14 protein-coding genes are annotated in these 20,560 nt (G+C 71.6%); 5 read left to right on the top strand and 9 right to left on the bottom strand.

Annotation, left to right across the window (positions count from 1 at the left end):
- The first annotated feature begins 9 nt into the window (after nucleotides 1-9).
- Together ACIOEW_RS32775 and ACIOEW_RS32770 are read left to right on the top strand one after the other, a co-directional pair.
- The gene (locus ACIOEW_RS32775) at nucleotides 10-1,122 is read left to right on the top strand and encodes an AAA family ATPase (protein WP_351001216.1); all 1,113 of its coding nucleotides are present in this window, start codon (nucleotides 10-12) and stop codon (nucleotides 1,120-1,122) included.
- Nucleotides 1,119-3,917 (top strand): hypothetical protein, encoded by a 2,799-nt coding sequence (locus ACIOEW_RS32770; RefSeq protein ID WP_401968299.1) that lies wholly within the window; start codon nucleotides 1,119-1,121, stop codon nucleotides 3,915-3,917. The genes ACIOEW_RS32775 and ACIOEW_RS32770 overlap by 4 nt, the downstream gene beginning before the upstream one ends.
- A gap of 99 nt (nucleotides 3,918-4,016) precedes the next feature.
- On the opposite strand, the gene ACIOEW_RS32765 is transcribed toward ACIOEW_RS32770, so the two are convergent.
- Together ACIOEW_RS32765 and ACIOEW_RS32760 are read right to left on the bottom strand one after the other, a co-directional pair.
- The gene (locus ACIOEW_RS32765; protein WP_401968297.1) at nucleotides 4,017-5,078 is read right to left on the bottom strand and encodes a YncE family protein; all 1,062 of its coding nucleotides are present in this window, start codon (nucleotides 5,076-5,078) and stop codon (nucleotides 4,017-4,019) included.
- Between the two features lie 136 nt (nucleotides 5,079-5,214).
- Nucleotides 5,215-7,017 carry a hypothetical protein gene (locus ACIOEW_RS32760; RefSeq protein ID WP_401968294.1) on the bottom strand — a complete coding sequence of 601 codons (1,803 nt, stop codon included), beginning with the start codon at nucleotides 7,015-7,017 and terminating at the stop codon, nucleotides 5,215-5,217.
- A 271-nt stretch (nucleotides 7,018-7,288) separates the two neighbouring features.
- Here ACIOEW_RS32760 and fes point away from each other — a divergent pair, with 271 nt between their 5' ends.
- Nucleotides 7,289-8,557, top strand: a complete 1,269-nt coding sequence (fes, locus tag ACIOEW_RS32755) for an enterochelin esterase (RefSeq protein WP_401968291.1) — start codon at nucleotides 7,289-7,291, stop codon at nucleotides 8,555-8,557.
- Between the two features lie 27 nt (nucleotides 8,558-8,584).
- Here the strand turns inward: fes and ACIOEW_RS32750 are convergent, their stop codons facing one another.
- The 7 genes from ACIOEW_RS32750 to ACIOEW_RS32720 form a co-directional block, all read right to left on the bottom strand.
- The gene (locus ACIOEW_RS32750) at nucleotides 8,585-12,511 is read right to left on the bottom strand and encodes an amino acid adenylation domain-containing protein (protein WP_401968288.1); all 3,927 of its coding nucleotides are present in this window, start codon (nucleotides 12,509-12,511) and stop codon (nucleotides 8,585-8,587) included.
- Nucleotides 12,508-12,735, bottom strand: coding sequence for a phosphopantetheine-binding protein (locus ACIOEW_RS32745; RefSeq protein ID WP_362553593.1), 228 nt, complete (start codon nucleotides 12,733-12,735; stop codon nucleotides 12,508-12,510). Before ACIOEW_RS32745 ends, ACIOEW_RS32750 begins: the two co-directional genes overlap by 4 nt.
- A 5-nt stretch (nucleotides 12,736-12,740) precedes the next feature.
- Complete coding sequence (locus ACIOEW_RS32740; RefSeq protein ID WP_401968286.1) at nucleotides 12,741-13,373, bottom strand: isochorismatase family protein; 633 nt, start codon at nucleotides 13,371-13,373, stop codon at nucleotides 12,741-12,743.
- 11 nt (nucleotides 13,374-13,384) lie between these two features.
- The gene (locus ACIOEW_RS32735) at nucleotides 13,385-15,145 is read right to left on the bottom strand and encodes a (2,3-dihydroxybenzoyl)adenylate synthase (RefSeq protein WP_401968283.1); all 1,761 of its coding nucleotides are present in this window, start codon (nucleotides 15,143-15,145) and stop codon (nucleotides 13,385-13,387) included.
- Entirely contained in the window at nucleotides 15,142-16,359 is a 1,218-nt protein-coding gene (dhbC, locus tag ACIOEW_RS32730) for an isochorismate synthase DhbC (protein WP_401968281.1), read from the bottom strand. Before dhbC ends, ACIOEW_RS32735 begins: the two co-directional genes overlap by 4 nt.
- Nucleotides 16,360-16,472: 113 nt before the next feature.
- Nucleotides 16,473-17,270 (bottom strand): 2,3-dihydro-2,3-dihydroxybenzoate dehydrogenase, encoded by a 798-nt coding sequence (locus tag ACIOEW_RS32725; RefSeq protein WP_401968279.1) that lies wholly within the window; start codon nucleotides 17,268-17,270, stop codon nucleotides 16,473-16,475.
- Complete coding sequence (locus ACIOEW_RS32720) at nucleotides 17,267-18,262, bottom strand: iron-siderophore ABC transporter substrate-binding protein (RefSeq protein WP_362553607.1); 996 nt, start codon at nucleotides 18,260-18,262, stop codon at nucleotides 17,267-17,269. The genes ACIOEW_RS32725 and ACIOEW_RS32720 overlap by 4 nt, the downstream gene beginning before the upstream one ends.
- Nucleotides 18,263-18,425: 163 nt before the next feature.
- On the opposite strand from ACIOEW_RS32720, the gene ACIOEW_RS32715 reads away from it, so the two are divergent.
- Both ACIOEW_RS32715 and ACIOEW_RS32710 read left to right on the top strand, forming a co-directional pair.
- A complete protein-coding gene (locus ACIOEW_RS32715; protein WP_401968276.1) occupies nucleotides 18,426-19,508 on the top strand; it encodes a FecCD family ABC transporter permease in 1,083 nt (360 codons plus the stop codon).
- Nucleotides 19,505-20,554 carry a FecCD family ABC transporter permease gene (locus ACIOEW_RS32710; protein ID WP_401968273.1) on the top strand — a complete coding sequence of 350 codons (1,050 nt, stop codon included), beginning with the start codon at nucleotides 19,505-19,507 and terminating at the stop codon, nucleotides 20,552-20,554. The genes ACIOEW_RS32715 and ACIOEW_RS32710 overlap by 4 nt, the downstream gene beginning before the upstream one ends.
- The last annotated feature ends 6 nt before the right edge of the window (nucleotides 20,555-20,560 follow it).

Genomic DNA, 20,560 nt, shown 5'->3' with positions numbered 1-20,560 from the left:
GGGCCTCTCATGTCAGACCTGTTGCGCGCCCCCGCCGAGATCAAGTACGCCGAGGAACTGGCGTGGCTCGAGTCCGTCGACGACAACCCCAAACCGTTCTCATGGCGGCTCTCGCCGAAGATGGTCCGCCTCTTCATCCTGGGCTCCGAGCGTGCCGACGGCCTCGACCGGGAGATCACGCAGAAGTGGTACGGCGACCGCAGTTTCGTCGAGCGCTCCATCGTCACCCTGGCCTCCGACCGAGGCCTCCTGCTCATCGGTGACCCCGGCACCGGCAAGAGCTGGCTGGCCGAGCTGTTGTCCGCCGCGATCTGCCGCAACTCCACGCTGGTCGTGCAGGGCACGGCCGGCACCACCGAGGACCACATCAAGTACTCCTGGAACGTCTCCATGGTCATCGCCAAGGGACAGTCGCGGGAGTCCATGATCCCTTCACCGATCATGACGGCGATGGAGGCCGGTGCGATCGGCCGCTTCGAGGAACTGACCCGTTCCACCAGCGACGTCCAGGACGCGCTGATCTCGATCCTGTCCGAGAAGTACATCTCGGTGCCCGAACTGGACAGCGACAACATCGTCTTCGCCAAGCCGGGCTTCTCGGTCATCGCCACGGCCAACAGCCGTGACCGGGGCGTCAACGACCTGTCCTCGGCGCTCAAGCGCCGCTTCAACTTCGTACGCATCCCGGTGGTGACGAACAAGAAGAGCGAGGCGGAGATCGTCCGCTTCCGTACCGAGGAACTGCTGCGTCGCCACAGCATCGAGCTCGACGTGCCCCCGACGCTCCTCGACGTGCTGCTGCAGAGCTTCGCCGACCTGCGCGCCTCCGCGGCCGCGGCCGGCAGCGACGACGAGAAGCTGGAGTCGGCCCTGTCCACGGCCGAACAGATCGGCGTGCTGGAGGACGCGATCCTGCACGGCAACTTCTTCGGTGAACGCGACCTGACCGCCCGCACGCTGGCATCCTCGCTCGTCGGCTCGCTGGCCCGGCGGGATCCCGAGGACCTGGCCATTCTCAACAAGTACCTGCACGGCGTCGTCGAACCCCGCAGCAAGGAAGAGGGCGGATCCTGGCCCGAGTTCCTGGAGGGCGGCCGCGAGACGATCGCCACCCTGTCGTGACCGGCACGCACGAGCGGAGCTTCGAGGAGCTGCGCACGCAGTTGCAGGAGGCCGCCGCGACGTTCGCCGACGGACCCGACGCCCTGGAGGGCATCCTCCTCGGCATCGTCGACGACGTGGACCGTGCTGTGCGGGAGCCCTTGGAGATCTTTCCCGTCTGTCACCACTCACCCGCCTCGGCGATCGCGATGGCGCGCCGGCTGCGGGAGAAGCAGCCGAAGGTGGTCTACCTGGAGCTGTGTGAGGACATGGCTCCGCTCCTGGCCGAGCTGCGCAACTGCAGACTCCCCGTGGCGGTCCAGGCGTTCGCGACGGAGACCGACGGCTTCCCGGCCGAATGGGCCCCGCTGTCGGTGGTCGCCCCGATCACCGAGGCCTCGGCCGAGTACCAGGCGATCGCCTACGCACTGGACACACCGGGCGTGGAACTGGTCCTCGTCGACCGCTCGTCGGATCACGTCTACCAGTGGGACGCGCGGGCGGAGCACCTCGATGACGACCCGGCATCGCCCGGTTCCGACGCACCGCCCGCCGAGGAGGAGGCCGCACTGCACGGCGACGCGGTCGGCGTGGGGATCGGCGACCTGCGGCCCCGCTTCGCCGAACTGGAGGAGCACCTGCTGCGTCACGGCAAGGTGCGGCACTGGTCGGAGTGGTGGCACCAGTACGTGGAGCTCCCCCTCGGCGTAGGCGACCACGACACCTACCGCCAGGTCATGCTCCTGATCGGCAGCCTCTTCCGGCACCTCGCTCCGGGCGACCCGCACCGGGTACGCGTGGACGAGGACCGCGAACGCCACATGTGGACGCGGATGCGCGCCCATCTGGCCGCGACAGGTACCGACCCCGCCGACGGCCTCTACATCTGCGGTGCCTTCCACGCTGCCAGCCGTGTCGAGGAGTTCGGCGTCCACGGCAGCGACACCTTCGAGATCTCCCCGCGCACCGCCACGAAGTGGCAGCACGGACTGATCCCGTCCAGCCACGCGGCGATCGAGGCGCAGTTCGGTCTCGCCGCCGGGTCCGTGTCGATCGCCGCGACAGTCTGGGCGAACAACGTCCGGCGCACCCGCGTGGAGCCGTACCGCCTGGCCGGGCAGGCCGGCGGGAAGAAGCCGCGGGTCAGGAAGGCCGTGGCCGCGCCGGTCCCCGGACCGACGGCCGAACCCTCGGACAAGCTGTCCGGATTCCTCCGGCGCCCGCCCGTCCTGGACCGGCTGGACGAGGCCGAACTGCTCGGCTGGTGCGTGGAGATCGTGCGCGCCGCCCGCCGCAACGGCTATCTCGCCTCCACCGCCGACGCCATCGCGGTGTTCGAGACGTCGATCCTGCTGGCCGGCATGCGCGACCGGGCAAGGCCGACGCCGTACGACTTCCAGGACGCGGCCGTCACCTGCATCGAGAAGGACACCGTGCCGGGCCGGCGCGATGTGCGCCGTCTGGTGGAAATCATGATGGGCGGCGACCGGGTCGGCCAGGTCGGCTACGACGCCCTGCCGCCGCTGGCCCGTGATGTGCACGACCGGCTCGCGGCCCTGAATCTGCGGCTCGAACAGCGCGGTGTGCAGCGGGCGCTCCTCGACATCGCCTCCCGGCCGGAGCTGGCCAGGTGCTCCGACGTCCTGTGGATGCTGCGCCGGCTGCTGCCACCGGGCGTCGCGCGGCCGATCATGGGCGAGCGGAGTCTGGGGGAGCGGTCGATCCAGGAGTCGTGGGACCTGGCGCTCGGCACCCACCAGCGGGCCCTCATCGAGCTCGGCTACGAGGGCGTCAGCATCGAGCAGGTCCTGGAGCAGCGGCTGCGCCGCACGGCGTACGCCCCGCAGGCCACTGCGGCGAGTGTCCTGGAAGCCGTCGAGGACGCGACGCTGTACCTGCGCAGCAGCCGCCTGGCCGACGAGCTGGGCACCCGTGCGCTGGAGGTGCTGGCGTCCGAACGCAGCGTCGACGGTGCACCGGAGGTGCTGCGTCGGGTACGACGGCTGCTGGCGTACTACCGCACCAACGAGCCGGTTCTGCCGCCGTGGATCGAGTCGTTCGTCAAGACCGGGTACGCGCACTACTGCACCCTGCTGCCGATGTCGTTCACCGACGACGACGCCACAGTCCGCCAGGTGGCGGCGATGCTCGGTTTCCTCTTCAGCATGGAGAACCTGGCCCTGTCGCTGGGTTGCGACCGCGCCCAGCTCCAGCTGGCCATGGCCCAGTCGCATCCGCGGGAGCCGTCGAGGACGGCGCTGCTGTGGGCGGCGCAGGTGCAGCTCGGGCAACTCTCCCGTGCGGAGCTGCGGTCGCGGTGCGACGAACTGCTGGGCAACCCCCTGGTGGTGCCCGCGTACCCGCGCTACCTCAGCGGTCTGGTCCACGCGCTGGAACCCGTTCCCGGGCTCACGGACTTCGTGGTGGAGGCGGTGTCGCAGGCGTTCGGACGGCTGCCCGACCCGGTGCTCCTGCCCTGGCTGCCGACCCTGGTCACCACCTTGCGTGCGGGCGGCGCCGACCTGGCCCCGTTGCTCATCCGCGAGGCCGGACGGACCTTCCCCGGCCGTCTCGGAGCGCTTGACACGTGGATACCGCCGTGGCGCGTGCAGCCGGAGGTGCCGGTGGCCGGCCGTCGGGAGACCGCCCGTGGGTGCACGCTGCTGGCCGCACACCCCGGGACCTGCGATGCGGTGGCAGCTCTGCTGGGCTGTGAAGGGACATGGGAGAGCCCCGGTTCCGGCCGGACAGGCGTGGCCCTGGTCGGTGGACACCCGGATACCGCGGTGGCTCTGGAAGCGCTGCTGGCCGGGTGAGGGCCGGCTGAGGGCCGGGGGTGCGGCCCGATGGCGCCGAAGGGGTCCGGCCCACCGCGTGACACGGTGGGGCGGACCCCTTCGGAGGGTGATGAGGGATCAGCGTGCGAGGCGGATGCGGTGCAGCTGGTCCTTGCCGTCGGCGCCCGCGCCGGACTTGTCGACGACGTACGCGGAGCCGCCTGCGACCTCGATGTGGTTGGGGTTGGCGCCGGTGGCCACGGTCTCCACGACGCTGCCCCTGCCGGGGTCGACGACCGAGACGGTGGCGTCCGTGCGGTTGACCACGAGCACGTTGCCCGAGCGGTTGTCCGTGGCCACGGACAGCGGACCCGCACCGGTGGCCACGGACTTGGTGACGAGGCCCTTGCGGAGGTCCACGACCGAGACGTCCCCGCCGGTCTGGTTGGCGGTGTAGGCGGTGCGGCCGTCCTGGGACAGGGAGACGGAGATCGGGCCGTCACCGGTGGGGATGAGCCGCGGGGTCGTGGAGCGCGTGGTGACCTGGATGATCTGGTCGTTGGTGAGGTCAGCGGCGTAGACGGTGCCGGACTTCTCGTCCAGGGCCAGGCCGGCCGGGCCCGAACCCTCGACCGTGACGCGCTTCTTCTCCTTGAGGGTGCGGCTGTCGAAGGCGACGAGCGTGCCGTCCCCGTAGGAGCTTGCCCACACGGTGTCGTGGCGCTCGTCGACGACGATCTCCCGGGCGTGGGCCACGTTCGCAAGCGTGGCGAGGTGCTTGCCGGTGCGCTGGCTGTAGACGGCGACCGAGTTGTTACGGGTGTTGGTGGTCCAGACGGTGTTGTGCTCGTCGTCGACCGCCACCCCGTAGACCGCTTCGACCGCGCCGGTGGCCGCGTCGGTGACCGGCGGCGTGTAGGTCGCCTTCACCTTGAGCGTCAGCGGGTCCACCTTCGTCAGGGCGGAGTTCGTCACCGGGGGCCGTCCCACCGAGGAGGTGGTCCACAGGACGTGGTTCCGCTCCGAGTAGGAGGACTGGTAGAGGCCGGCGGCGACCGGTGCGGTGGTGACCGCCGAGGCAGTCGGCCGGCTCTGCGCGGTCGCGGTGCCCGTCAGTGCCGCGGTGCTGCCTGCGGCGAGCACGACGGCGATGGCCGCACAGGTTCCGGTGCGACGCGGACTGCGGGTGGGTGAGGTCATGCTGAGGTCAACTCCTGAGTGCGTTCAATGAGGATCTGTACTCCTGAAACTTAGCTTAGCCTTACCTAAGTAACGCTCTTTCAGGTGTGTGATCTGACTAACAACTCGACTGGGCGTGAGGGGTGTTCGGGAAGCGTCAGCCCTGGTCGGCGGTGGGGCGCCGACGGCGGACCACGAACAGAGTCGTGCCCGCGGCGCCGGCCGCTCCGCCCACCGCCGCGGCCGCGGCCGACCACGCGATGGTCGCGTACGAGACGGAACTCTCCAGGGACGCGGCCGTGGTGGTGAGGGGTGCGGTGTCCGGTGCGGCGCCGCCCGATGCCGGGGCGCTGCCCGGAGTGCCGTCCGCTCCGGTCACCTCGAAGTCGACCTTGAGCGTGGTGGCCGGCTCCGGCGCGAGGAAGCGCAGCCAGTGCGCCCCTGTCGAGGTACCGGCCGGGACGGTCACATCACCCTCGTACGAACCCTTCGCGTCGGTCTTCCACTGGCCCAGGATCGCGTCGTCGTCGAGCTTGACGGTGACCGTCCGGCCGGCCGGGAACTTGGTCACCGCGAAGTGCAGCGTGCCGCCCGCCTGTACCTGGCCGGCGGTGATCTCGGCCTTGGCGCCACGGGAGTTGGAGGCGGCCGCCGGTGCGCCCGACGCCGCCGGTACCGGGGTGGCCGCGGCGCCGGATGCGTTGGTGCCACCGGTGGCCGAAGAGTCTGCGGAAGTGCCGGTGGTGACAGTGAAGTCCGCCCGGACGCTCGTCGACGGATTCGGGGCGAGGAAGCGCAGCCAGTGGGCCCCCTTCGTCGCCGATGCCGGGATCGTCACGGTGCCGGAAAGGGTGCCGTCGGCACCGATGCCGTCCGGCCACTGCCCGATGATCTCGGAGTCGTCGAGCTTGACGGTGAGCTGTTCCCCGGCCGGAAAGCCGGTCACCCGGAAGGAGACCTTGCCGCCGGCGGCGACCTGTGAGCCCGCCGTGATCGAGGCGGACGCTGCGGCGCTGCCCCCGGAGCCGCCCGTGGTGCCGGAGCCGCCGACGGTGCCGGAGCCGCCCGTCGTGCCGCTGGTGTCCGTCGTCCCGCCGGATCCACCACCCGTGCCCGAGCCGCCGGTGCTGCCCGTGCCGCCCGTGCCCGCGGCCTTCACCGAGAAGTCGGCGCGCAGGCTCGTGGACGGGTTCGGAGCAAGGAAGCGCAGCCAATGCGCCCCGCTCGAAGTCGACTTCGGGAGGGTCACGGTGCCGGAGAACGTGCCTGCGGCGCTCACCGCGCCCGTCCACTGCCCGATGATCTCGCTGTCGTCCAGCTTGACCGTGACGCTCTGGCCCTTGACGAACCCGGAAAGGGTGAAGGAGACCTTGCCGCCCGCCGTGGCCTCGGAACCACTCAGCCGGACCGTGGGCTGCGCGGTTGGCGGGGTCGCGGTGGCCGTGGGCTTCGGTGTGGGCTTCGGTGTGGGTGTGGGTGTGGGTGTGGGTGTGGGGGTCGGTGACGGCGCGTCGGCCGTCACCGACAGGTTCTCGCTTCTGACGCTCGTCTGTGGCGCCAGGAACCGCAGCCAGTGCTCGCCGCCCACCGCGGCGTCGGTCGGCACGGTGACGGCGCCCGCGACGCTGCCGTCGTCGCCGACGGGGAACTGCCCCAGGAGCGTCTTGTCGTCGAACTTGACACTGAGTGTGGCGCCGGCGGGGAATCCGGAAGCGGTGAACGGTACTTCGCCGCCCGGCTTCACCGTGGCCGCGCCCAGGACGACCGTGGGTGCGGTCGTGTCGGCCACGAGGGCGAGCGCGCTCCCGGTCGGCGTACCACCGCTGCTCGCGGTGGCCAGGGGGACGGCCAGGGCGCCGAGGCCGAGCGTCGCACCGGCTGCCAGCGCGGCCATGCGGCTGATTCTGGCGCGGGAGGCGGTCGCGGGCATGGGGGCGCGGGAGGGTCTGTCGGGGTTCATGGCGGGCTGCTCCTGGCAGGCGGAGAGTGAGGGAGGGGGTGGTTCAGGGGTGCGAAGTCAACGGCGTCGGGGCAAGCCCGCGTTGAGCACCAAGTTAGGTGAGCCTAACCTAAGAATGTGAGAAATGGCTTGAGGGCCCACGCGCGGTCGCGAGGTGGTGTATGCCCGTGACGAGTCGGCGACGGGTCCGCGACGGGTCCGTGGTGGACCCGTGGTGCCGAAAGGTAAGGTGACCCTAAGTTGAAAGCCTCGTCATTCGGAGCCACTTTTCATGATCACGTCTGTACCGCCCCAGGACGCCCCGAAGCGACCGCCCAGGACGGTGCGGCCGGACCCGCTGACGCGGCTCATGGACCCCGTGTGCGCCCTGCCGGGCCCCGGTGAAGCCGAGGAGTTCTGGGCCCGGGTGGCCGGATCCGGCACGCCGCTCGTCGGGCCGGACCCGCTGGGCGGCGACGGCCACGTCGCCGTGACGTTCCTCTGGCGCGGCGCGCCCGGCACCCGCGCTGTGCAGGTGCTGCCCAACAAGCTGGGTGACCCGCGGGCCCCCGAGGGCAACCTGATGGAGCACGTGCCCGGCACGGATGTCTGGCACTGGACACTGCGCCTGCGGCACGACTGGCGGGGCACGTACGACTTCTACGTCGACGAGGGCGAGGGCCCCGGCCCCGAAGCGGCCGACTACTGGCACCGGCTGCGCACCCTGCGTCGCCATGATCCACTCAACCACCGTTCGCTTCCCCGCCGTTGGAGTGGTGACCCGGTCTCCTACGCCGAGCTCCCTGCCGCCCCCAGCGCCCGGGACTGGCTGCCGCGACCGGACGTCGCCCGGGGAGAGGCGTCCGCGCACGAGGTCCTTTCCGAGCACCTCGGCAGCAGCCGGCGCGTATGGACGTACCGGCCCGCCGGCGCCCACGGGGCGACCGAACTGCCGGTGCTCGTCGTCCTGGACGGGGAGCACTGGCAGCCGCACCTCGGTCTCGCCCATCTGCTGGACAACCTCATCGCCGACGGGCGCATCCCCCCGCTCGTCGCCCTGCTGCCGGAGTCCGTCGACGCGGACACGCGCTGGTCGGATCTTGCCTGCAGCCCGGACTTCGTCGCGTTCCTCACGGATGAACTGCTGCCCTGGGCGGCCACGCGTCTGCCGGTCACGGACGACCCCGCACGCACCGTCGTCGCCGGACAGAGCCTGGGCGGACTCACCGCCGCCTACGCGGCGCTCACCGCGCCCGGCCGGTTCGGCAACGTGCTGGCGCAGTCGGGTTCGTTCTGGTGGCCGGACGGCCCGGAAGCGGAGTGGCTCACCGCGCGGATCGCCGAATCCCCGCGCCTGCCGGTCCGGTTCTGGCTCTCCTTCGGTGAGCAGGAGTGGGTGGCTCTTCCCGCTGCGCGCCGACTGCGCGGCACGCTCGCCTCCGCCGGCTACCAGGACGCCTCCTACCGGGAGTTCAACGGCGGTCACGACTACCTCTGCTGGCGTACGGAACTCGCGGACGGTCTGACGGACCTGCTGACACCGGGCACCGCCTCCGCCTGACCTGCGCGGGCGGAGGCGGGGTGCCGGTCAGGCGTCCAGTTCCTTCAGCCGGTCCGCGAGCACGGCCGCGATGGTGTCGAGGAAGCGGTCCTGCAGCAACTGCGGGTGCGTGCAGTCAAGATCGTGGTTGACGACGGTGCCCGTCACATGGGCGCGCCACGCCTCACGGGTGAGCCAGTCCTCCGCCCGCGGAGCGGCCGCGGTGAAGAACAAGAGGTCGCCGTCGTAACCCCGGTGCACATGCTCACGCATCATGCGGGCATGGTTGGGCACGATGTCGACGATCTTCGACAGAGTCCGGTCCTCGAGCCCGGCGAGTGGACTGCCCGCCCGGCGCAGCGTGGCGAGCACGTCCTCACGGGTACGTTCGCCGGTGCGCTCGAAGCCCGCCATGCGCAGCACCGCGGTGAGGGCGTCGCCCTCCTCCGGCGCAGGGCGCTCCCGCCATTGCTCGGCAGGGAAGGAGTCGAGCAGCGCCAGGAGTTCCACCTTCTCGCCGCTCTCCTGGAGCAGCACCGCCACCGTGTGCGCGAGGACCCCGCCCACCGACCAGCCCATCAGACGGTAGGGGCCGTGCGCCTGCACCTCGCGGATGCGCAGGACGTAGTCGGCGGCCTCGTCCTCCAGCGTTCGCGGCAGCGGTTCGTCGCGGACCAGGCCGCGTGACTGGATGCCGTACAACGGCTGATCCGAGCCCAGCCGGGCGGACAGCCCGGCGTAGCACCAGGCGATGCCGCCCGCCGGGTGGATGGCGAACAGCGGTGTTCGCGCGCTGCCGCCACGCAGTCGCAGGACGACGTCCAGGGCGTCCGCGGACGCGGTTCCGGCGTCGTCGATCCGGGCGGCGAGCGCGGCAGGTGTGGACGCCTCGAACAGCGAACCGATCGTCAGCTCGGTGCCGAACTCCTCCCGCACCCGCGCCACGAGCCGGACCGCGAGCAGTGAGGTCCCGCCCAGATCGAAGAACGCGTCCTCGGGGCCCACCGCAGCGGCCCCGAGCACCTCCGCGAACAGCCGCGTCAGCGCCTCCTCGCCGGCGCTCATCGCCCGCTGCCCGCTTCCGCCGCCGGTGAAGACCGGGGCGGGCAGTTCGCGGCGGTCCAGCTTTCCGTTGGGGCTCAGGGGGAAGGCGTCGAGCGCCACCACCGCCGACGGCACCATGTGCTCCGGAAGCGCGCGGGCCAGTGCTGCCCGCACCGTCGAGGGGTCGGCGGCTCCCGTCACATAACCGACGAGCCGCTGCTCGCCGGGCCGGTCCTCACGCACCAGGGCACAGGCCCCGTCCACCCGCGCCACGGCGGCCAGCGCGGCCTCGATCTCACCGAGCTCGATGCGCTGCCCGCGCAGCTTGACCTGGTGGTCGGTACGTCCGAGGTACTCGACCTCGCCCTGCTTCGTCCAGCGCGCCAGATCCCCGGTGCGGTACATCCGTTGGGCAGGGGCCCCGAAAGGGTCGGCGACGAACCGGGCGGCGGTCAGCTCCGGGCGGTTCAGATAGCCGTCTGCCAGCTGGCGGCCCGCCAGGTACAGCTCGCCGGGCACCCCCGGCGGACAGGGCCGCAGCGCGGCGTCGAGCACATAGAGCCGGGTGTTCCACACGGGCTGCCCGATCGGCACGGGCCCCGTGTCGTGCGTCGCGCACGCGTGGAAGGTGACGTCGACGGCCGCTTCCGTCGGCCCGTACAGATTGTGCAGCTCCACATGCGGCAGTCCGCGCCCGAAGGCGTGCGCGGTCTCCCGGGGGAGCGCCTCCCCGCTGCAGAGCACGCGGCGCAGCCCGGCGCACGCGCCGGGGTCCGCCTCCGCGAGGAAGACCTGGAGCATCGAGGGCACGAAGTGGCAGGTGGTGACTGCCTGTTCGTGGATCAGCCGGGCCAGATAGCCGGGGTCCTTGTGACCGCCCGGCTCCGCGACGACCAGCGCCGCACCTTCGCGCAGCGGCCAGAAGAACTCCCATACGGACACATCGAAGGACGAGGGCGTCTTCTGCAGTACCCGGTCGTCCGCCGTCAGTCCGTAGGTGTCCTGCATCCAGCGAAGCCGGTTGTCGATCGCGCCGTGCGAGACGACGACACCCTTGGGGCGGCCGGTGGATCCTGAGGTGTAGATGACGTACGCGGGGTGTGCGGGCGTCAGCGGGCGCGAGGGATCGCACCACGGGTATCCGGAGACGTCCAGGCCGTCCAGGACGACCTGCTGCGTGGCCGCGTCGTCGGGGAGGCGGTCCGCACGGTCGGTGACGACACAGACGGGTGCCGCGTCCCGCAGCATGTAAGTGATCCGCTCCGCCGGGTACTCGGGATCGAGCGGCAGATAGGCGGCTCCCGCCTTCAGTACGGCGAGCAGCGAGACGATCAGTTCCACCGAGCGCGGGACCGCCACCGCCACCACGGCACCCGGCCGGGCGCCGAGCGTCCGCAGGTGCCGGGCCAGCCGGTTGGCGCGGGTGTTCAGCTCCGCATACGTGAGGGAGACGCCCTCGTACACCAGCGCGGTCGCGTCCGGGGTGCGGGCGGTCTGCGCCTCGATCGGTCCGATCAGCGTCGTCGGCGGCAGTGCGCGTTCCGTGCGGTTGAACTGTTGGACGACCAGGTCGTGTTCGGCAGGGACCGTGATGCCGTGTGCGGCGAGCGCGGTGTGCGGGTCCGTCGCGGTCAGCTGTTCCACGAGGTTCAGGAAGCGCTCCTGATGGGCGGCGAGCGCGTCCTCGTCGTACAGGGCCGGATTGCCGTCGTGGTCGATGCGCAGCCCGTGGCCGTCCGCGCGGTCGTAGATGTTGACGGTCAGGTCGTCGACCGGGCCCGCGGACAGATTGCGGGCCCGGGCCGACGCGCCCGCGAAGTCCACGTCGTAGTCGAAGGGCATCACATTGACGAGCGGGCCCACCAGGCCCCGGCTTTCGGCGAGCAGCCGCAGATCGCGGCGGATGTCCTCGTAGCGGTAGCGCTGATGGCGGCGGACCGTGCGGATGCCCACCACGACCTGGCGCACCAGGTCGGCGAAGCTCGCGCCCGGGGTGACGGTCAGCCGCAGGGGGAGCACGTTCATCACCATGCCCGGTACGCGCAGCGCGACCGATCCCACCCGGCCCATCATGGGCAGCCCGAGCACCACCTCGGAGCGGGCGGTGGCCCGGGAGGTGTAGAGCGCCTGCGCGGCGATCAGCACCTCCGGCCAGGTCGCCCGGAGCTGCGTCGCGAGTTCCCGCACCCTTTCGGTGGCCGACGGTCCGAGGTGGGCGGTGCGGCGCAGGAACGTACGCGACGGCAGCGCGCCACGGCCCGCGAGCCTCGGCACCTCCGGCCGGTCGGCGAAAGCATCGGACCAGTGGGCGCGGTCTGCCGCGAACGCCTCCGACGCCCGGTAGCCGGCATCCTGCGCGACGAGGTCGGTGAGCGTTCCGAAAGGCCGGGGCCCGGGATCCCCGCCCCGGACGAGTGCCGAGTAGATCTCGGCCGTGCGCCGGACGAGCAGCGAGTAGCCGAAGCCGTCCATGACGAGGTGATGGATCCGCTGGTACCAGAGCCAGCGCTCCTGCCCGACGCGGAAGAGCGCATGCCGGAACAACGGTCCGGCCACCAGATCACACGGCTCGGCGAGGTCGGCGCGCATCCACGCCTCTGCCTGCCGGTCCGAGTCGGGCACGCCCCGCAGGTCGTGCACGGTGAACGGGAGGCCGACCGAGGCCGCGACGATCTGGCGTGGACCTTCCGGCCCGTCCTCGACCCGGACGCGCAGCGCGTCCGCCTCGGCGGTGACCCGGCGCAGCGCCGCGGCGAACACCTCCGGGTCGAGGGGCCCGTCGATCTCCAGGCACTCCGCGGTGTTCTGCGCCGGACTGAGCGGATCCAGCGACTGCGCGAACCACATGCCCGACTGCGCGGCCGTCAACGGCAGTTCGGTGCCCGGCCCGTCCGTCGTGGTGCCGGTCGCGTCGGTGAGCAGGACCGTCATGAGACCCCCAGCAGCGGGGACCAGGCCTCGATGGAGGGCTGTTCGGCGAGATCGGCGAAGTCGGCCCGCACATCGTGGTCGCGACGCCATCGTCCGAGCAGCGCCATGATGCGGACCGAGTCGAGGCCGTAGTCGAGGAGATTCTCGTCGAGGGGGATGTCCGCGGCTTCCTCGCCCAGGGACTCGGCGACATCGTTGCGGATCTGCTCCAGGGTGAGGGCCACGGTACTCAGATCTCCTTCAGGAGGGCGTCGGTGGTGGTCACGGCCGCGCAGCGGCCCGCTGCCCAGCGCAGCGCCATGTCGTGGTCCTCGCGCGAGAAGTCGGCGACGGCATCGGCCACGACGAACGCCTGGATGTCCCGCATCCACGCGTCCGCGGCGCTCATGAGCACTCCGATGTGGGCGTACACACCCGTGATCACCAGCTGGTCCCGGCCCGACTCCCGGATCAGGGCTTCGAGGTCGGTACGGACGAACGCGCTGTACTTCCACTTGGTGAGCACCGTGTCACCGGCCGCCGGCGCGACGGAGTCCGGCATGGCCAGGGCCTCGGCGTCGTCGGCCGCGCCGGGGCCCCAGAAGTCGAGCTGGAGCCCGCGTTCCTCAGCGGTCTGGCCGCCGCGCTGCGCCGAGTAGACCACCGGGATGCCGGCGCCGCGGCACTCCTCGATGATGCGGGCCGTGTTGTCGAGCATGCCGGTCAGCGGCTGTTCGCCGGAGCGGTACGCACCGAGGAAGTGGTTCTGGAGATCATGGACGAGCAGTACGGCGCGCGCCGGATCGACGGTCCAGGCGACCCGGTTCACGGGAAGCTCGTCCACGCGGGGCAGGGGGTAGGGGGCGATGGCGGGAAGTGCCATGGGAGGGCCTTTCAGTGCCGCGCGGAGCGGACTCGGTGCTGTTCGGCGGGAGCGGAGCCCGAGTGGGAGGCGGAGTCCGGGCCAGGAGCGGAGACGGAGACGGAGTCGGGGGAGTCGGGGAAGGACCCGGAGGCGGAGCTGGGGGAGCCGGGGGAGGACCCGGAGCGCAGTCCGTTCTTGCTGACCTTGCCGATCCCGGTCTGCGGGAAGACATCGACGAACTCGACGAGGTCGGGAACCTTGTACGCGGCGACTCCGCACTCGCGCACGTGCCGCTTCACCGCGACCGGCTTGATCGGTTCGGCGCCGTCGCGAAGGATCACGTACGCGAGCGTGCGTTCGCCCAGGTACGCGTCGGCGACACCGACCACCGAGACGTCGTGCACGGAGGGGTGGGCGAGAATGATGTTCTCGATCTCCTCCGGCGCGACCTTCTCGCCGCCCCGGTTGATCTGGTCCTTCGCCCGTCCCTCGACCACGAGACTGCCGTTCGCGGTGCGGCGCACGATGTCGCCCGTGCGGTAGAAGCCGTCCTCGGTGAAGGCCGTCCGGTTGTGCTCGGGGGCGCGCCAGTAGCCGCGGATCGTGTACGGGCCGCGGGTGAGAAGGTGCCCGAAGTCCCCCTCGGCGACGTCCTGTCCGGCGTCGTCCACGATCCGGATCTCGTCGTCATCGGAGATCGGCCGGCCCTGCGTGGTGACCACGGTCTCCGGAAGATCGTCCAGCCGGGTGTAGTTGACGAGGCCCTCGGCCATGCCGAACACCTGCATGAGCCGGCAGCCGAGCGCGGGCTCCAGCCGACGGGCCGCCGCCTCGCTGTACTTGGCACCTCCGACGAGGACCAGCTCCAGACTGGACAGGTCCTGCTCCGCGTCCGGCGCGGCCTCGGTCCACACCAGGGCGAGCGGCGGCACCATCCCCGTCATCGTGACGCGTTCCCGCTCGACGATCGGGAAGGCCGTCGCCGGATCGGGTCGCGGACACAGGACGACCGTGCCGCCCGCGTACAGCGCACCGAGCCAGCCCGGTGAACTCATCGGGAAGTTGTGCGCGGCCGGCAGCACCACGAGGAAGCGGGTGTCCTCGTCGACGCCGCAGATCTCGTTGGAGCCGCGCAGCGAGTAGATGTAGTCGTCGTGCGTGCGCGGAATGAGTTTCGGCACCCCGGTCGTGCCGCCCGAAAGCTGGAGGAAGGCCAGGTCGTGCGGCTCCGGCCCGTCGATCGGACCGGAGTCCTCGCACGGCACGTCGGACAGCGCCGTGTGCTCACCCGGGTCACCGACGACGAACACATGCTTCAGTCCGGGAGTCCGCGCTTTCACCGTGGTCGCCAGCGCACGGTGGTCGAAGCCGGCGTGCCGGTCCGGGATCACATAGGCGACGGCCTCGGTGAACGAGCAGAAGTAGCCGATCTCCGTCTCCCGGTGGGCGGGCAGGGCGAAGACGGGCAGCGCACCGATCCGGAAGAGGGCGAAGACGACCTCGATGAACTCGGCGACGTTGGGCAGCTGGACGACGACCCGGTCGCCCCTGACGATGCCCCGGGCCGCGAACCCCGCCGCCAGGCGGCCGGCGCGCTCGTCGAGTTCGCCGTACGTCCGGGTGCGGCGCCCGTCCGCGGGGTCGACGACCGCCACACGGTCGCGGTGGGCGGCGGCGCGCGCCCGGAGCACGCCGGTGAACGTCTCGCCGCGCCAGTGGCCGGCCGCGCGGTACCGCTCGGCGAAGCCGGCCGGCCAGGTGGGGGCGTCGTCGTGCGGGGCGGCGCTCACAGCGTGGCCCCCACGGCGCTGAGGAAGGTGCGGAACTTGGCAGCGGTCTCCGCGGTCTCCGCCTCGGGCGAGGAAGCGGCCACCACACCGGCGCCGGCGAACAGTCGCAGCGAGCGGCCCTCGGCCTCGGCACAGCGGATCGTCACGACCCATTCGCCGTCGCCGTCCGCGTCCTGCCAGCCGACCATGCCGGTGTAGGCGCCGCGGTCGAAGGGTTCCGACTCCGCGATGACGGCGCGAGCCGTGTCGGTCGGGGTGCCGCACACCGCGGGCGTGGGGTGCAGCGCCGAAGCGAGGTCGAGGGAGGAGGTGGCGGGGTTCGTGAGCGTTCCGGTGACGGTCGTCGACAGGTGCCACATGGCCGCGGTCCGTACGAGCGTGGGGCGTTCGGGGACGTCGAGGCTCACGCAGAACGGGGCGAGAGCCTCCCGCACGGCGGCGACGACCACGGCGTGCTCGTGCAGGTCCTTGGGAGACTCCAGCAGCGCGGCCGCGCGCCGCACGTCCTCGGCCAGATCCTCGCTGCGCGGAGCGGAGCCGGCCAGTGGATTGGCCGTGAGTACGTTTCCGGCGCGGGCGACCAGGAGTTCGGGGCTGGCACCGATCAGGGTACGGCCCGGCCCGCTGGGGACGGCGAAGGTGTAGCCCTTCGGGTCGTGCTGCGCGAGCCGGCGCAGCATGCCCGGCAGGTCGAGTTCGTGCGAGGAGGTCAGTTCCAGGGTGCGGGCGAGGACGACCTTGTCGAACTCCCCGGCGCGCATCCGCCGCACCGCGGCGGCGACCGCCGCGGTGTACGCGCCGGCCTCGGGGACCTCCCGGGTCTGCCAGGTGCCCGGCTCGGCCGAAGGGCCGGGGAGCGCGATGAGCGGGTCCTCGCACAGGGCCGATGTCCGGCGGACGGACTGCGGGACCGCCAGTGAGTGGGGGGCGCCCGGTGTGAAGGGCAGTGCGCCCACGACGATCGGCGCCGGGTCGCCGGCGCGCCGCCGGGCAGCGAGCACCTCGCGTACACGGGTGGTCAACGGCCTTGTGTCGTCGGGGACTTCGGCTGCGACGCCGGATGCGAGCAGGGTCCGGCGCGACGAGGCGAGGAAGCGGTCCGTGCCGGGCCGGTAGGCGTCCAGCAGTGCGGTGGCCGCACCGGGCGAGGAGGGAGGGGGGGTCCGGGGGGCGGCCCGGTGCGGGGCGGTGGGTACGCGCAGTGAGGCAGACATGTCTTCTTGGCTCCAGTGGGGGAGGACTGCGATCCGCTGTCGAAGGTGGCGGGCGGGTCAGGCCCGCGGCGTGGCACCGCCGTCCACGTGGAGGCGGTGCCGGGCGGGGCGGGTCAGGCCCGCAGCGTGGCGCCGCCGTCTACGTAGAGGTCGTGCAGGGTGATGTGGCGCGCGCGGTCGGACACGAGGAAGGCGACGGCGTCGGCGATGTCGGACGGGTCGGCGATCCGGCCGAGGGGTATGCCTGTGCGATAGCTCGCCCCGTCCCCTTCGATGACCCGTCGGGCAGCGGCCTCCTCGTCCTGCGCGTCGCCGGACGGCCACATGCCACGCTGCATGTCGGTGAGGGTCGAACCGGGTGAGACGGTGTTGCAGCGGATTCCCAGGGGCGCCAGTTCGAGGCCGAGGCACTTGGTGAACATGACGGCGGCGGCCTTCGAGGCCGCGTACGCGGCCATGTCCGTGCGGGGGATGCCCGCGGCGTTGGACGCGACGGTGACGATGCTTCCCGTTCGACGGCCGGCCATCCGGCGCGAGACGGACCGTGAGACGTGGAACACCCCGTTGGTGTTGACGGCGAAGGTGGCTGCCCAGTCCTCGTCCGTCAGGTCGGCGACGGCCGAACATCGCAGTACTCCGGCGACGTTGACCGCGATGTCCAGCGGGCCGAGCGCGTCCTCGGCCTCCGCGACGAGTGTCTCCACGGCTGCGGAGTCCGTGACGTCGAGGGTGCGGGCCGTGACCTGCTCGCCGTACTTCCGGGCGAGCGCGTTGACGCCGTCGGGGGCGACGTCGGTGGCCAGGACACGGGCACCGCGCTCGACGAGCGCGTGCACCACGGCCTCGCCGATCCCGCGGCCCGCCCCCGTCACGAGGGCGAGCCGGCCGGTGAGTTCCGGGGCGGGATTCACTTGACCATGGCCTTGCGGATGTCGTCGAGTACCGAGACGGCCGCCTGCGCGCCGCCCAAGCTCGTCCACTTGGTGCCGTCGATCACGGTCGAATGACCGTTGCTCACGGCCTTGAGCTGCTTGTACGCGGGCTTCTTGGACAGCTCGTCCACGAGGTCCTGGTCCGAACCGGTGGAGGTGAGGGTGCCGATGAAGAGCCAGTCCCCGTCGATTTCCTTGAGGCTCTCGTCGCTGATCGGCGTGGAGTGGCCCTCGCCCTTCTCGTTCTGGATGCCGGGGCGGGTGAAGCCGAGGTCCTTCAGGACGTCACTGATGAAAACGCCCTGCTGCATGACGGCCGAGCCCTTGGCCGAGTAGCGGGCGACGGACACGCTCTTGCCGGCCTCCGCGCCCAGGTCCTTCTTGAGGGTGGTGGCCCGGGTGTCGTAGTCGGCGAGGAACGCCTCGGCCTGGTTGCCCTTGCCGAGCGTCTTCCCGGTGAGCGAGAGCGCCTTCTTCCAGTCCTTGGTGCCGTCGATCGTGACGACCGTGGGCGCGACCTTGCGCAGCTGCTGGAGGACCTGTTCGTCGGCGAGCTGGCCGGCGAGGATCACGTCCGGCTTGGCCTGGACGACCTTCTCGATGTCCGGTCCGGTGACCGCGCCCACCACGGGGATGTCCTTCGCCCGGTCCGCGAGGTAGGCGGGAGCGCCCTTCTGGCCGCGGCCGGCGGTCAGGCCCACCGGCTTCACGCCCAGTGCGAGAGCCGCGTCCAGGTCCATCTCGCTGAGGACGACCACACGCTGGGGTGACGAGGGCACCTTCACCGACGTCCCGGTCGCGTCTGTCACCTGAGTCGTCGCCGCGGACTTGGACGCGCCCGAACCGTCAGACCCCTCCGAAGCGTCGGAGGACCCGCAGGCGGTCAACGCCAGGGCACAGATGCCGATCAGGGAGACCGCCACCGAGGGGCGGACGAGGCCGCGGGAAGGGAAGGCCGAATGGGGGTCCATGGTCTGGAATCTCCGTTGTGTTCGAGTGAAGTGAGGTCGGTCCGGGGTCTGCTCCGCCGCACCGAAAGGGGGCAGAGCAGGGCGATTGACGCGGTTTCAGGACATGGGGGAGCCCTGGGGGCCGCCGCCGTCCGGCCCGGTCTACTTAGGTTAGGCTAACCATATGTCGATCGTGCAAGGGGGACGGCCCGAAACCGAAACCCGCCCCACCGAAACCCCGCCACGGGAGGGACCAGCGGCCGCGTGGCCGGCCGCAGGTCTTGTGCTCCTGCTGCCGGCCCTCGTCCTGCTGTCCCTGCTCATCGGCACCGGCTCCAGTTCGGCGGGAGGCGCCTGGGACTATCTCGTCGGCGATCCCTCTGCCCGCGCGGACGCTCAACTGCGCCTCGCCGTCGTGGACGTGCGCCTTCCGCGCACGCTCGCCGCGGTCCTGGTCGGGGCGTGTCTGGGGACGGCCGGGTGTCTCCTGCAGGCCGCCACCCGCAACCCCCTCGCCGAGACGGGACTCCTCGGCGTCAACTCGGGGGCCGCTTTCGCCGTGGTGCTGGGGCTCACCTACTTCGGGGCGGACTCGCCCGCCTCGTTGCTGGTGTGGGCCCTGGCCGGAGGCATGGTCGCCAGCGCGGCCGTCCTCCTGTTCGCCGCTTCCGGACGCGGCGGCGGCTCCCCGCTGCGGCTCGTCCTGGCCGGATCGGCGCTCGGCGCCACCTTCCACGGCCTCACCTCGTACGTCCTGCTGGGTACTCAGTCCACCTTCGACACCTACCGATACTGGACGATCGGCTCGCTCGCCGGCATCGAGAACTCCGACCTGCTGCCCCTGCTGCCCCTGATCGCGGTGGGCCTGCTCACCGCGCTCGGCTGCTCCCGCCCGCTGGCGGCGCTCGGGCTCGGGGACGACGGTGCCCGCTCCCTCGGCCATCATCCCGGCCGGATCCGCCTCGTCGTCGCCGGGGCCGTCTCACTGCTCGCCGGATGTGCCGTCGCCGTGGCCGGGCCCATCGCGTTCCTCGGGCTGTTCGCGCCCTACGCCGCCCGGGCGCTGGCCGGAGCACGGATGACCGCCCAACTCGTCCTGGCCGCCCTGATCGCGGCCGACATCATGATCATCGCGGACATTCTCGCCCGGATCGTGATCCGGCCCTGGGAGACCCCGGTCAGTGTGCTGCTCGCCTTCGTCGGCGGCCCTCTGCTCGTGTGGATCGCCCGCTCCTCCCGGCTGTCCACCGCGGGGGTCCCGGCATGACGGACGTGACCCCTCCGGACAGCGTGGTGCTCCGCACCGGAACGCTGTCCTGGCTCCTCCCGAGGCGCAGCGCGCTGGCCGCAGCGGTACTCATTCCGCTGCTGGCACTCCTGATCACCCTTGCGGTGATGGCGAGTTCGACCGGAATGACCCTGCCGGAGACCCTTTCGGGACTGCTCGGAACCGGCGATGCCGGCACCGTCATGATCGTGCGGGACTTCCGGCTCCCCCGTGTCTTCACCGGTCTGCTGGTCGGCGCCGCCCTCGGCATCGCGGGCTGTCTCACCCAGACCCTGGCCGGCAACCGCCTCGCCACGCCGGACCTGGTCGGGGTCAACGAGGGCGCCACCGCGGCCGTGGTCGCCGCCGCCGCGGGGTCCGCCACCGGCATGGTCGGCAACTGGTGGCTCGGGCCGCTCGGTGCCGTAGCCGCCGCGGTCCTGGTCGTCCTGTGCGCCGGGGGAGCGGGCAGTGCCGGCTACCGGCTGCTGGTGGCCGGGATCGGCGTCTCCACCTTCATCGGCGCGGTGAGCGACCTGATCATGTCGCGCGAGAACGACAACACGGCGGGCGGAGTGTTCCTCTGGGCCGTCGGCAGCCTCAACGGGCGCGACTGGGACGCCGGTGTGCCGCTGGCCGTGGCCCTGCTGTTCCTCGTCCCGCTCTCGCTGGCGGCCGGGCACCGCCTCCAACTGCTGCGCTTCGGCGACGAGGTGGCGAGTTCTCTCGGAGTCGATCTGCGTCGGGTGCGTACCGTCGCTCTCGTCCTCGCGGTACTGCTGGCGGGTACGGCGGTCGGGGTCGGCGGCCCCATCGCCTTCGTGGCACTGGCGGCGCCGATCCTCGCCCAGCGGCTGACCGGCCCCACCCGCGTGCCGGTCACCGGCTCGGCGCTGACCGGAGCCGCGCTGATCGCCGCGGCCGACGCGATCGGACGCGTCGCCGCTCCGGTCGAACTTCCCGTCGGGGTCGTCACCAGCGTCCTCGGCGGCCCCTTCCTCCTGTGGGTACTGCTGCGGCCCGACCCGGCCGCCGGAAAGGCGTGAGCCGCA

It is taken from the genome of Streptomyces sp. NPDC087901 (assembly GCF_044742205.1).
In the GTDB taxonomy this organism is placed as follows: domain Bacteria; phylum Actinomycetota; class Actinomycetes; order Streptomycetales; family Streptomycetaceae; genus Streptomyces.
This window is presented reverse-complemented; position numbering and strand designations above follow the sequence as displayed.